This window comes from Burkholderia sp. 4M9327F10 (genome assembly GCF_005503145.1).
In the GTDB taxonomy this organism is placed as follows: Bacteria; Pseudomonadota; Gammaproteobacteria; order Burkholderiales; family Burkholderiaceae; genus Paraburkholderia.
The window spans coordinates 56,066-69,091 of sequence record NZ_SCNV01000022.1; the positions used below are offsets into that span (position 1 = coordinate 56,066).

Genomic DNA, 13,026 nt, shown 5'->3' on the forward strand with positions numbered 1-13,026 from the left:
AGCGTTCGTATTTGCCTGCACCCAATTCAATTTTCTGATTGCTATGGATATCAGCGTATTCGGTGTGATTGTGATCGTCCTGGGAGCGCTCTGCCTCGTTTTGCCGTTCCAGTGGGCGATCTACGGCATGGCGACCTGTGCGCTGTTTGGTGCGACAGAAACGGTTTCGCTGGGTAATTTCGGTATTCTTCCCGCCAATCTCTTTCTGCTGTTCTTTGTCTGCCGTGCGCTATGCAGTGCCAGTCCAGGCGTCTGGATGAAATGCTTCGAGAGAGGCAATCCCGGTCTTTGGCTCCTCTGCCTGGTGTTGTACGCGTCGGTGAGCGCGGTTGCGCTTCCACGCGTCTTGCACGATTCGACGCTTGTATTTGCCATCGACCGTACCGATTCAAGTACCGGGCAAGCGTGGCTGCAACCGCTTGCACCCGTTTCCGGAAACCTGAGTCAGTCGCTGTATCTGTTCGGAGAGTTCGCCCTTTATGTGAGCATGTCGATTTTCATGCGCAAGCGCAACGCCAGTCGCTATTTTGCAAACGCAATCCTCTTTCTGGCGACGCTCAACATCGCAGCGGCGATTCTCGATCTGGCCTCATCGGCGACCGGCATGGACTTGCTCTCTGAGATCAAGACTGCTCAGTACGCGATCATTGACGGCGCGGAAGTTGGCGGCATGGCGAGAATTACCGGGACGTTCTCCGAGGCTTCGGCATTCTCTTCCTTTGCTTTGCCGTTGTTTGCGTTTTCCGCAAACCTTTGGTTGTTGGGATACAGAAGGCGCATAAGCGGCGTGGTCGCGTTGTTGACGATCGCATTTCTGGCAGCATCGACGTCGTCGACCGCATACCTCGGGTTGCTTGTGTACATAGGCACCTTTTTGCTGGGCCGATCGGGATCGGTAACGCCGTCGAGCCGCCGCCGGAAGATCAGAATTGCGGCGCTCTGTCTTCTGCTAGTCATCTTTACGATTGGATTATTGATCGCGATCGATTCGCCGGTTATCCAAACGGCTTCAAACCTGATTGATGAAACACTCCTGCAGAAACTCGATAGTGATTCCGGGGTGGAGCGCAGCGCCTGGAATATGCAGGCACTAACAAATTTCGTGGAAACGGACGGTCTGGGTGTTGGCTTGGGAAGCTCTCGTGCGTCGAGCTTCCTGGCGCTCGCGCTCTCCAATGTCGGTGTGGTAGGCGCTACGCTATTTGCCCTGTTCTGCTACCGGTCGCTACGTATTCCAGCACAGAAGCTCAGGCTAATCGATGACAAGGTCGTCAGCTATTGCGCCGGTCAAGCGATGCTGGCGGTGTTGATCTGTGCGGCGATTTCGGGGACGGTGTTCGATCTCGGTCCATGCTTTTACCTGTTTGCCGCTGCCGCGTTCAACACCTCAGGTATGGCGCAGTTGCGGTTTCGTAGCGACACGAGCGTGCTCGCCTGACGCCTTGGACATTGCTCGATATGTGACGAAGAACCGATTGTGCGAGTTTGCCGGATTTTTCGCGAAGGACCACTGGGTGCGCCCGTGAATCAGATAAAGTCATCCTCCTCCAGGGTAGAGTTATTTGCGGTGTACGTTGCGTACGCCTTTCGATATCTGTATCCGCTTTTGCTGTTGCCATATTACGGCCGCGTTCTTGGGGCCGACGGCTATGGTGTTGTCCTGGCAGGAATGTCCCTGTCGAATTCAATATGGCTGTTTGTCAACTATGGGTTTTCGACGGTAGGTGCGCGCGACACGGTACACGCAAGCGATCGCGACGGCCGGGCTGCCATCTTGCGTAGCCACTTCAGCGCCCGCTTGCTGCTGTGCTTGCCCGCGCTGATTCTTGGCTGCGTGGCGATTGCCGCTTCGCACATTTTTAGTAGCCGGTTACCCGTCGGGATTGCGGTGATCATGCTCGGTTTGGGCGCCGCGTTTAATCTCGGCTGGTATTTCACCGGCTCGGGACGAGCCCGCATCAGCGTGATCATCGAGGTGATCGGATTTGGCGTGTCGTTGGTCCTTATTTTTGGCTTTATCCATCGGCCATCGGACCTCAATCGCGTGTTCCTGATGTTGCTGATTTCATGCCTGATTCAATTGTCTCTGGCTTACTGGACGGTGCGCGGAGAATTCTCCGGACTCCTCTCTGGACTATCGCAGGCGCTTGACCTGATCAAGAAATCGACGGTCATATTCGTTTATGGCGGCACGTCGACATTGCTGATTGGAGCCTCGACATACCTGCTTTCCATACTGGCCTCCGCCTCCGAGGTCAGTGCATTCGGCGTTGCGGAACGACTCATTGCTGCGGCTTTGAGCCTGATGGCGCCGGCCGCCCAGATATTGGTCCCGAGAGTGACACGCCTGGTGGTCCAGGATCGCATGAGCGCCAATTCGATGATGCGGCGGATTTTCATGCTTTTCTTCGGCTGCGCGACGATGGCAATGCTGGTGACGATAGCGCTGTCAGGTTGGCTGGTCCCACTCGTTTTTGGACAAGGCTTTCAGCGCACCGTGCCGGTGTTGCGTTTGCTGGCGGTCATATTGCCAATCAGTGTCTGCACTCAGGTACTGGCCATGTATTTTCTGATCCCGCGTAAGCGCGAGGCTTTGCTTGCTCGCGCGGGTGTGATCAGCGCGTTGGTCAATATAGCGCTTGCGGTCCCGCTTGCCAGCCACTGGGGGGCATTGGGTATGGCCAGCGCAAGGTTGGTGGGAGAACTGACGCTCCTGCTGGTTCTGCTGGCCGGTATGCGTCGCGCCAATCTGCTCCACGAGCTCTTCGACATGGAGCGCATGCAGATGGCGACCAACGAATTTGGTGAAAACTGGCGAACCGATTGACGGGAAGCGCGTGATGCAACGGATACTCAAGTTCGCAAAGGCTGCATATCTTTCGGTATTCACGACCGTTGCGTATCGAGCCATGCGACGCAAACAGGATGACCCGCTGGGTGCTCGATCACCCAGCTCCATCAAGATCGTCTGCCGGTACGGTTTGAAGAATGGCCTTGCGAATGGGGCCGTATACAACGGCCTCGCACTTCAGACGCTTGGGTACGAGGTCGAGCAGCCCGATGTCACCTCTGTGATGCGCAGTCCGCTCAAAAGGATCTTCTGCAAGAGGGGCGGCCTGTTCGTGTTTCATTGCGCGGCGCCACAACTCCTGCTTCTGGCGTGGCCGCTGCGACGCCTGATCCGCAGCGGAAAGCTAATTGGGTATTTCGCGTGGGAGCTTGCTGAACCGCCCGGAGACTGGCCGAAGTACGAGGACCTTTGGGACGAGATCTGGACACCTAGCCGATTTTCGGCGCAAAGCCTGTCGAAGCTTTATGCCTGTCCGATTCGTGTTGTGCCTCATGTGCTGTTGAAGCGGGGTAGCCCGCGTGGATGGCGAAAGGGCGAAGAGCCCTTGACTTTCCTGACCATGGCCGATGCGCGATCGAGTCTTGCGCGGAAGAACCCTCGTGCGGTTGTCGCGGCGTTTCGCAGCGCTTTCCCGAGTGAAAGAGATGTTTCCCTTGTGGTCAAGCTTCAGGCCAACCAGTCTTCGAAAGAAGTGCACACGCTTCTCGCGGAGATTGGAGGTGACGCACGAATCCGGGTCATCCAGGAAACGATGACGCGAACCGAGGTGGACAGGTTGTTTTCGAGCGCGCATGCGTATGTTTCGCTGCACCGTGCCGAGGGATTCGGGCTGCCGCTTCTGGAAGCGCGCCTCTTCGGACTTGCGACGCTTGCCACCGCATGGTCAGGTAACCTCGATTTCATGAGCGACGAGGACAGTGTTCTCATTCCCTGTGAGCTCACCACCATGCGTGATGAAGGGGGTGTCTACGGAGAGGTGACCTGGGCTGAACCTGATGTTGGCGCTGCAGCGGTCGCCATGCGCCGGTTTTATGACGACCCGGTATACCTCGCCAAGGTTGCAAAGGCCGGGTGGGAAGCCAGCAGTCCCGAGAGACAATTGGCTCGTCTGGAAGCGGCGCTCAGGACGCCTGACGTCACCTCTCTCATGCTCAACCGGTGCGATATATGATGAGGCTCTTCGGGAGATTGGGTTCAGGTGCGCGCACACGCGAGACGGAGTTCAAGAAGATCAAAGTGCTCCTTTCCCCGTTTTCTAACGACACGAATGCGTACATAGAAATACAAAAGCAGTTGTTTCGTGAGCTGGGCTGCATGGTTGAGCCTCTTTCGGTTGCCAGCTTGCTAAGAGGCGGAGTGTTTGATGTTTTCAGCCGGAGGTCGATTGTTGTGCTCAACTGGCTGGAATCGCGTCCTTTCAGATGGAAGGATGGCAGCCAGAGGTTGTCGCTGAAAGGAAGTGTGGTCTTCGCGTTTTATTGCGCCATTTTGTTTTTTGGTCGCGCCAAGGTGGTCTACTTTATCCATAACCATGCTGTGCACGACACGACGTCGACTGCAAGGAAAGCTTCGGTGTTTCTCATTCACCTCCTTTGCAGATTGGCACAGGCGCGTGTTGTTCACGCGCCCAACGCGGCTTCTCGCTACGGTGCGACCTACCTGCCGCATCCGCTCTACTGGGATGTACCCGGAAAAAGAGCGCAGCGGCAGATGCAGTCAAATGCGATCCCGCGGTTTGGCATGCTCGGTGCAATCCGGCCTTATAAAGCGGTTCATGATGTGCTCGAGGTCTGGCCGCATGGTGTCGCGCTGACCATAGCGGGGAAGGGGGCACGTGAGTATGTCGAGCGGTTACGGAAAATTGTTGCCGACCGTTCCCTCGCATCATTCATATCGATCGAAGATGCCTTTCTTGGCGAGAGCGATTTCGAGCGCAAAATGTCTTCGCTCGACGTTCTGGTGTTGCCTCACGTTGCCGACTCGATGTTGGTGAGCGGTGCTTTCTTTGAGGCAATAGGAAGGTTGCCGGTCATTGTTGCGCGTGCAACGCCCTTTATGAAATGGGCGGCGCACAGATATGGCTGCGTGATCTTATTTGAGGAGATCACCGAGCTACCGGCCATCGTCGAGCGTCTGGTGACTGAATGGACGCCACAGGCGATGGACGCCGTGGCTAAGGCAGCGATAGACGAATTCGGCTGGAAAGCATGTCGAAGCCGATACGCCAAACTGATCGAGTCGCTTTGACTCAGGGTGCGGAATGAGGGATCTTGCGCGTCTTCTGTGCGTCATTTCGAGCGTCGCCGGGATTCTTCTGGGGGCGCCCGCGGCCGCATATCAAGCCATGAGTGCCGATCGCTTTGTGGACGGAATTGCGGTCAACACGCACATCAATTACACAGATGGCGCTTACGCCAATGTGAAGAACGTGAGGGATGATCTGGTTTGGCTCGGCGTGCGTCATGTTCGGGATGCTTCGCCCGGAGCATCTGCGCCAATGTCCTCATATGCTTACCTGGCAGTCTCCGATATCAAGTTTGATTTTCTCGTTCGAAGCGAGATCGCCCATTCGCTCGCGCAGATCAAGGCGGTCGAGACAGCCTCACGAGGTAGCGTCGACGCTGTGGAGGGATTTAACGAAATCAACAACTGGCCGGTCACCTATGATGGTCTTAAGGGCGACGCGGCGGGATTGGCGGCACAGAGGGCCATCTACGCCTTTGTGCGCGGCGATCCCTCGCTCGCGGGTATTCCCGTCTACGATCTGACTGGGTACAACGTCTCGTCAGTCACAACCCGTTTTGGCTCTGCTGACTACGCCAACCAGCATGTATACCCGCAGAACGGGGAACAGCCCGGCTACAACGCAAATGGCGATGCGTGGATAAAGATGGGAATCAGGGGAGTGGAGAGATTTGATCTTCCACTGGTCATCACCGAGTTTGGCTATTTCAGCTTGCCACAGAGCGGCTGGTATCAGATCGGCGTTGATGAGGAAAGCCAGGCAAAAGGCATCTTGAATGGCTTGTTCGATGCAGCCGCCTCGGGCGTATCCAGAATGTACCTCTACGAACTTCTGGATGAAAAGGCGGACCCTCGCGGGGTCGATGCCGGTATGCACTACGGTTTGTTCACCTTCGAGAACCGGGCGAAACCGGCCGCATTCGCGCTGCACAATCTCACTTCGATGTTGAAAGCAAACGGCGGCACCGCTTTAAACCGGTTGGAAGGAGAGGCTTGGCGTTATACGTTGACGGACCTGCCCCCCTCTGGCAGAAGTTTGCTTTTGCGTAAGAGCGACGGAGCACTCGAACTCGTCCTATGGAACGAGGTGCCGTTCTGGGACCACACGAGCGGAAAGCCGCTGAATTCGCCTTCTGCAACGGTCTTCGTCGATTTGGGCAGCATGGCTGCGCGCGTGAATCTCTATGACCCGATGCGCGGCATCGCTCCTCTCCAGACGCAACGCAACGTGCAACAGGTAAGGGTCGACGTTCCCGATCACCCCATTTTGCTAGATGTGGTGTTCCCGAATTAGCTTGCGGGCCGCTCGAACCGGGGCCGCATTTTCCGTGAAGCCGTTCTGAAAATGAAAACGGCCCGACTAGCGTAAGCCAGTCGGGCCGTTGCGCTCAGGCTGAGGATCAGGGGCTCACGAGTGTCAGCCCCACCCTCCACTCAAACCAACCCGGTCGTGTAATACACCGCGATCACAAAGAACACCGCCAGCGTCTTGATGATCGTCACCGCGAAGATGTCGCGATACGACTCGCGGTGCGTCAAGCCCGTCACCGCCAGCAGCGTGATCACTGCGCCGTTGTGCGGCAGCGTATCCATACCGCCGCTGGCCATTGCCACGACCCGGTGCAGCACTTCCATCGGGATATGCGCGGCGGTGGCCAGCTTGATAAACGTATCCGACATGGCGGCGAGCGCGATACTCATACCGCCCGATGCCGAACCGGTAATCCCCGCGAGCGAGCTCACCGATACGGCTGCGTTGACAAGCGGGTTCGGAATGCTCTTGAGCGCATCGCTTACCACCAGGAAGCCCGGCAGCGCGGCGATCACACCGCCAAAGCCATATTCCGACGCGGTATTGAGCGAGGCCAGCAAGGCACCGGCAACGGCCGCCTTGGTGCCCGTTGCGAAGCGCTCGTGCATGCGGCGAAACGCGGTCAGCATGACCAGCAGGATGCCGAGCAGCAACGCACCTTCAACGGCCCAGATCCCAACCACGGCCTTGATCGACGTCGTGACCGGTGCATGAATGCCGGGCAGCACTTCCGGTGCGACCGTGTACGATGCGCCGTACCAGTCGGGGATCAGCTTGGTCAGCGCGAAGTTCGCTACGCCCACCAGCACGAGCGGCGCTATCGCCAGCAACGGATGCGGCAGTTGCTTCGATTCGATGCGCTCCGGTTCGTTGACGAGCGACGTGCCGTAACCTTCGCCCTTGGCCATGGCGGCGCGGCGGCGCCATTCCAGATAGGTCAGTCCGACGACGATGATGAACACCGAGCCGATCGTGCCGAGCGCGGGCGCGGCCCACGAGGTCGTCTTGAAGAAGGTGGTCGGGATGATGTTCTGGATCTGCGGCGTGCCCGGCAGCGAATCCATCGTGAAGGAGAACGCACCCAGTGCGATCGCACCCGGCATCAGGCGTTTCGGGATATTGCTCTGGCGGTACAGCTCGGCCGCGAACGGATACACCGCGAACACAACGACGAACAGCGAAACGCCGCCGTAGGTGAGCAGCGCACAGACCGCGACGATGACCGCATTGGCCCGCGACCGGCCGATATACCGGATCGCCGCGGCGACGATCGACTCGGAGAAGCCCGACAGTTCAATGACTTTGCCAAACACTGCGCCGAGCATGAAGACCGGGAAGTAGAGCTTCACGAAGCCGACCATCTTCTCCATGAAGATGCCGGAGAACACGGGCGCAACCGCCGACGGGTCGGTCAGCAGGACGGCGCCGAGGGCGGCGATGGGCGCGACAAGAATCACGCTGTAGCCGCGATACGCGGCAAACATCAGAAACGCCAGAGCGGCGAGGACGATGATAAAGGACATTGAGTCTCCGGAACTTGGTTGTTCTACGTGTTCGCGCGCCCGACGGCGCTGCGACCCGGGCCCGCGAACGCAGGTTTCGTGCCACATGTGCTTCGCCAGCCTCCTGCCTTGCCTGTTGGGCATGACGCCGGCGCGCGCTGCGGACGATTGTACAGAAACGTCTCCATTTCGGGACGCGAGCTGACAGGCGGAGCGCTGAATTTACTCGTCAGCCTTTATTGACAAGGCTTGCGGGCGATCTCCGCATTGAGATAAGCTTGTCTCCAAATAGAGACAAACCATACGACAAAAAATATCTGGAGACAGCAACAGGATGATGAACGACTGGGCAGGCTTGCCTGCCAACTACAGCGATGTGCTGCGCCGGGCGATGGAATCGCTGTTTCGAACCTTCGAGAATTTCAGCGAGGGGACGTTCATTGTCGACGCCGATGCGCGCGTGGTGTGGATCAACAAACGCTACGCGGCCCGCTTCGGCTTTGCCGACCCGCAGCAGGCCATCGGCCGGGACTGCGAGGCGGTGATTCCCAACAGTCTGATGCGCGAGGTCGTCAAGACCGGCAAGCCGATTCTGCTCGATATCCTCGAGACGGACCGGGAGCCGCTCGTGGTCACGCGTCTGCCGCTGAAGGACGAGAGCGGCGCGACCGTGGGCGCGGTGGGCTTCGCGCTGTTCGACGAACTGAAAGCGCTGACGCCGCTTTTTTCACACTACTCGCGCTTGCAGCAGGAGCTGATTGCCACTCGCCAGTCGCTCGCGCAGGCGCGGCGGGCGAAGTACACCTTCGCAAGCTTTGTGGGCACCAGCGCGGCGAGCCTCGAGGTCAAGCGCCAGGGCAGGCGGGCGGCGCAGGTCGATTCGCCGGTGCTGCTGCTCGGCGAAACCGGCACCGGCAAGGAACTGCTCGCGCATGCGATCCACGGTGCGTCGGGACGGGCCAACCAGCCGCTCGTCACCGTCAACGTGGCGGCGATTCCCGAGACGTTGCTCGAAGTCGAGTTCTTCGGCGCGGTGGCAGGCGCCTACACCGGTGCGGAGCGCAAGGGGCGGGTCGGGAAGTTCGAACTGGCCGATCACGGCACGCTGTTTCTCGACGAAGTCGGCGATATGCCGCTGCCATTGCAAGGCAAGCTGTTGCGCGTGCTGCAGGACAACGAGTTCGAGCCGCTTGGCTCGAACCGCATCGTGCGCGCCGACGTGCGCATTATCGCGGCGACCTCGGCCGATCTGCCGGCGCTGGTCGCGGCGGGGCGCTTCCGTGCGGATCTGTTCTATCGTCTGAACGTGCTGACGATCCACGCGCCGCCGCTGCGCGAGCGGCTCGCGGATATCGAATCGCTCGCCTATGCGATGCTCGAAGACCTGTCCACGCGCGCTCATGGTGGCGCTCACTTCGAATTGCAGGAAGACGCGTTGCGTCTGCTGTGCTCACACGCGTGGCCCGGCAATGTGCGGGAGTTGCGCAACACGCTGGAGCGGGCGGTGATGTTGTCCGATAGCGAGCGCATTGATGCCGATGCGCTTGCGCCGTTCATCAGTCCGTTGCAGGGGAGCCGCAGCAGTGCAATGCCGTTTGCCGCGGGTTTGGCGCTCGCGTCCGATCCAGTCAATGTGCCGCTTGCAGCGAACGCGCACTTTGCGGCGGGGCAGCGGGACACCGAAGCGTCGCTATCGTGGGCCGAGGCGATGGCCGGTTTCGAGAAGCGCTTTCTGAGCGAGGCGCTGCGCGCCAACGGCGGGCACGTGATCGAGACGGCGGCGCAGATCGGTATGGGGCGCGCCACGCTTTATAAGAAAATCGCGGCATACGGTATCGCTGTTTGAGCGAAGGGAAGCAGAGTCTGCGAGCGCACTCGTAGCGATCTTTGGATGGTAGTCCGATCAATACAGTCGGGAGGTGCGATGAAGTCCTGGTCTGTCGTTGCGCTGCCGGTGTGCCTGTTGCTGCTGAGCGCTTCAGGGTACGCGCAGGAGCCTGAGTTCAAGAACTGGTACAACGACCCGTTCTTCACGCTCTCTCAAGGCTTCGCCGATTGTCCGACCCCGCTCGGCCCCCTGACGACGCGTGCGCAAATGGAAGACGACGCGCACTACCGGGTCGAGCGCGGCACGACTTGCTGGCTCGCGCACAAGTGCTCGAAGCCAAACTCGTACCTCTACGACGCGCCGATCGCCGACGCGATCCGCGCGCACTTCGCGGATGCCCGTGGGTTCGACGGCGCCAGCGTGTGGATCACCGTGCAGCGCCGCTTCGTCTATGCCGAAGGATGTGCGCCGCGTTCGTTCGATCGCCGCGCGCTGCAACAGCAACTCGAAGCGATTCCCGACGTCGAGCAGGTCTTCATGCGGATCGGCACGGATGCACACGGACCGCTTCCCTACAAAACGCTTGCCGCACCGGATGCCCCTGTGAGCGACCCGGCAAGCAGTCCCGGCGACACGCCCGCTGCTCACGAGTGACGCAGTGCAACGCGCGCATGGCACAATCGCTGGGTCGAAGAATTAGATACGGATCGGGGCTCTCAATGAAACGCAGCTACTCATTCTCTGCACGAACGGAACATGCAGGCCGTACAGCCCGCACCCTGCGTGCGGCGCTCGGCACGCTTGGCGGCTTTGCCATGCTCGCGGCTCTCGCCGGTTGCAGCAGCAGCCCGCCGCTGTTCCTGCCTGACGGCCGGCCTACCACGCTGGTTCAGTGTCCGCAGGGCTCGGACTCGTGCGCGCAGCAGGCGCGCGCCAATTGCGGCGGCCAGTTCGAGACGGTCCGCCAGTCAAGGGATGACGGCACCCTCAGCCTGATCTACGCCTGCCCTGTGAAGTCGAACGCGCAGTAGCCGCAGTAGTTCTTTCGCGCCCCGCTGCCCGCTGCCCGTGCCGCGAGGCGCGAGGCGCGGCAGCGGCGGGCGTATCCCCCGGGCCGGCGTGGCCCGTCTGAACCGGCCGTGGCCCGGCCAGGCGTTCAGAATCCGCAAAGACCTGTCCCCTGCGGTGAAATCGTTCACCGTGTCATAAATGCATTGCACCATACGGTCATATTGGGTGGGGATTTAACTCGCCCGCAACGCCCGTTTGGGAATGACATGCGGCGTATTTTCATGAGCCGCTGACTACTCATTCCCAGAATGAGGAACATGCAAGCCGCTTTGGCGCCGTTATTGCATTTTCTTCACGCGTTATTACAGGCGGTGGTTTATTGACGAACCCGCATTTGTCGGTGCGGCGGGTAACGGACGCCTCGTGCGCTTGCCTTTATCGTTGTTGCCAGAGCGCTACCGCACTCATGTTCCCGTCAAATGCGCGGCACATATCTAACAAAGTTAGCCGGGAAGATTTTCCAGGTGCGGTGAGAGAAGCGCCAAGCGGCACGTTTCATGCTTTTGCTTTCGGTCAGATAAATATTTCCGGGGAAAGTAATGAATCACCATCAACTCGAAAAAGACATCCTGCATCTTGAACAGGTGATTGCACGGATTTCCGCCACGGACCGCATTCCGTTGTCATATTGGCGCAACCGGCTCAAATCGGTGTCAGACGCGGCTCTGATGCCGTCCCATGCGAGCCGCGTCAGGCGGCTCAACGAAGCACTGAGCGCACTCGAGGCGCGCGAAGAATTGACCCTCAGTTCGACCAATGTACGGTAACGTTTAGCTGACAGTCCGATAACGTTACGTATCATTTTTACCTGATGCGGTAACGCCGTAACCGGAACGTCCAAATTTTGCCGATTTTGTGCCGCTTGCTTGGGGTGACGGTCACCCCGGCATCGGTACGCAGACATTGCTCATTCAGGACGACGGATGCAAAAAGCAGGATTTTCCGCGGCGAGACTCGCACACGTGACGACCGCCATGCAGGGCTATGTGGAGCGTGGTGAAGTAGCGGGCGTAGTCACGCTGGCGTGGCGGCACGGCGAGATAGCGCACTTCGAGCCGTCAGGCTGGCGCGACGAGGCCGAGCAGCTTCCCATGCAGCGCGACACGCTGTTTCGTATCGCCTCCATGACCAAGCCGGTCACGAGCGCGGCCATCATGATGCTGATCGAACAGGATCAGCTCGCGTTGGATGCTCCCGTGGCGCACTGGCTTCCCGAACTGGCGTCGCCACGCGTGCTGCGCGATGTCTCGGGTCCGCTCGACCAGACCGAGCCGGTGCGGGCGCCAATCACGGTGCTGGACCTGCTCACTCATCGCGCCGGCTTTGCTTACCACTTCACCGCCACCGGACCGATCGCCGAGGCGTATGAGGCCGTCTTCAACGGCATTGAATCGCAGGCGGGCCCGGACGCGTGGCTCGCGCGGGTGGCGACGCTGCCGTTGATGTTCCAGCCGGGCACGCGCTGGCACTACGGCATCGCGACAGACATCCTGGGTGTGCTGATTGAACGCGTCAGCGGTCTGACGCTCGGCGAGTTTTTTCGCACCCGCATCTTCGAACCGTTGGGGATGCGCGACACTGCGTTCTCGGTGCCCGAGACACAACTCGCCCGGCTCGCGACGGCCTACGGCATCCATCCGGGTACGCGCGAGCGTGTCGTCGAGGATCGGCCGGCAACGAGCCGTTGGGCGAACCCGAAGCGTTTTCAAGGCGGCGGTGGCGGGCTCGTTTCCACGGCCGAAGACTATCTGCAGTTCGCCCGCTTGCTGTTGGCGCGCGGCCGGGTCGGCGAGACCCGTCTGCTTTCGCATCGCTCGGTCGACCTGATGCGATCTAACTTCCTGAGCCGCGATCAACGCCGGGTGCCTGCATTCGGGCAAATCGTCTGGGCAGGCCAGGGCTTTGGACTGGGCCTGTCCATCGTCGACGATCCGGCGCAGCAGTTGCCGCTCGGCTATCGCTCGACTGGCTCGTTCGGCTGGCCAGGGGCGTACGGCACTAGCTGGTTCGCCGATCCGGTGGAAAACCTGATTGGGCTGATGCTGATCCAGCGCCGCGCGGTCGAGCCGTTTCCGATGTCGGTCGAGTTCGAGCGCCGTCTGTACGATGCCATTGACGATTGATCGAAGCGCCTGCTTCGGGCGCTGTTAAACCGGAAATGCATCGGCGGTGCTATCCGGCACCTTTTCGATCTGATAGGGTCACACTGCAGTTATCC

The 13,026-nt window shown here is 59.7% G+C and carries 11 protein-coding genes; 10 read left to right on the forward strand and 1 reads right to left on the reverse strand.

Features of this window, described 5'->3' with window-relative positions; genetic code table 11:
- The first annotated feature begins 43 nt into the window (after positions 1-43).
- The 5 genes from FFS45_RS20300 to FFS45_RS20320 all read left to right on the forward strand — a co-directional run bounded on the left by FFS45_RS20300 (position 44) and on the right by FFS45_RS20320 (position 6,389).
- Positions 44-1,438: an O-antigen ligase family protein gene (locus tag FFS45_RS20300; protein ID WP_137956417.1), complete on the forward strand. Its 1,395-nt coding sequence runs from the start codon at positions 44-46 to the stop codon at positions 1,436-1,438.
- Between the two features lie 84 nt (positions 1,439-1,522).
- Positions 1,523-2,827 (forward strand): oligosaccharide flippase family protein, encoded by a 1,305-nt coding sequence (locus tag FFS45_RS20305; protein ID WP_137956418.1) that lies wholly within the window; start codon positions 1,523-1,525, stop codon positions 2,825-2,827.
- A 13-nt stretch (positions 2,828-2,840) separates the two neighbouring features.
- Entirely contained in the window at positions 2,841-4,022 is a 1,182-nt protein-coding gene (locus FFS45_RS20310) for a glycosyltransferase (RefSeq protein ID WP_137956419.1), read from the forward strand.
- Positions 4,019-5,098, forward strand: a complete 1,080-nt coding sequence (locus FFS45_RS20315; protein ID WP_137956420.1) for a hypothetical protein — start codon at positions 4,019-4,021, stop codon at positions 5,096-5,098. Before FFS45_RS20310 ends, FFS45_RS20315 begins: the two co-directional genes overlap by 4 nt.
- A gap of 13 nt (positions 5,099-5,111) precedes the next feature.
- On the forward strand, positions 5,112-6,389 hold the full coding sequence (locus FFS45_RS20320; RefSeq protein WP_249362859.1) for a calcium-binding protein: 1,278 nt from the start codon (positions 5,112-5,114) through the stop codon (positions 6,387-6,389).
- A 140-nt stretch (positions 6,390-6,529) separates the two neighbouring features.
- On the opposite strand, the gene FFS45_RS20325 is transcribed toward FFS45_RS20320, so the two are convergent.
- Positions 6,530-7,930: a GntP family permease gene (locus tag FFS45_RS20325; RefSeq protein WP_137956422.1), complete on the reverse strand. Its 1,401-nt coding sequence runs from the start codon at positions 7,928-7,930 to the stop codon at positions 6,530-6,532.
- A gap of 313 nt (positions 7,931-8,243) precedes the next feature.
- On the opposite strand from FFS45_RS20325, the gene FFS45_RS20330 reads away from it, so the two are divergent.
- The 5 genes from FFS45_RS20330 to FFS45_RS20350 all read left to right on the forward strand — a co-directional run bounded on the left by FFS45_RS20330 (position 8,244) and on the right by FFS45_RS20350 (position 12,931).
- Positions 8,244-9,755 carry a sigma 54-interacting transcriptional regulator gene (locus FFS45_RS20330; RefSeq protein WP_137956423.1) on the forward strand — a complete coding sequence of 504 codons (1,512 nt, stop codon included), beginning with the start codon at positions 8,244-8,246 and terminating at the stop codon, positions 9,753-9,755.
- 78 nt (positions 9,756-9,833) lie between these two features.
- Positions 9,834-10,391 (forward strand): BON domain-containing protein, encoded by a 558-nt coding sequence (locus FFS45_RS20335; protein ID WP_171029694.1) that lies wholly within the window; start codon positions 9,834-9,836, stop codon positions 10,389-10,391.
- 161 nt (positions 10,392-10,552) lie between these two features.
- Positions 10,553-10,768 carry a hypothetical protein gene (locus tag FFS45_RS20340; protein ID WP_137956474.1) on the forward strand — a complete coding sequence of 72 codons (216 nt, stop codon included), beginning with the start codon at positions 10,553-10,555 and terminating at the stop codon, positions 10,766-10,768.
- A 579-nt stretch (positions 10,769-11,347) separates the two neighbouring features.
- Positions 11,348-11,575 (forward strand): hypothetical protein, encoded by a 228-nt coding sequence (locus tag FFS45_RS20345; protein ID WP_137956425.1) that lies wholly within the window; start codon positions 11,348-11,350, stop codon positions 11,573-11,575.
- 156 nt (positions 11,576-11,731) lie between these two features.
- Positions 11,732-12,931: a serine hydrolase domain-containing protein gene (locus tag FFS45_RS20350; RefSeq protein ID WP_137956426.1), complete on the forward strand. Its 1,200-nt coding sequence runs from the start codon at positions 11,732-11,734 to the stop codon at positions 12,929-12,931.
- Positions 12,932-13,026 lie beyond the last annotated feature (95 nt).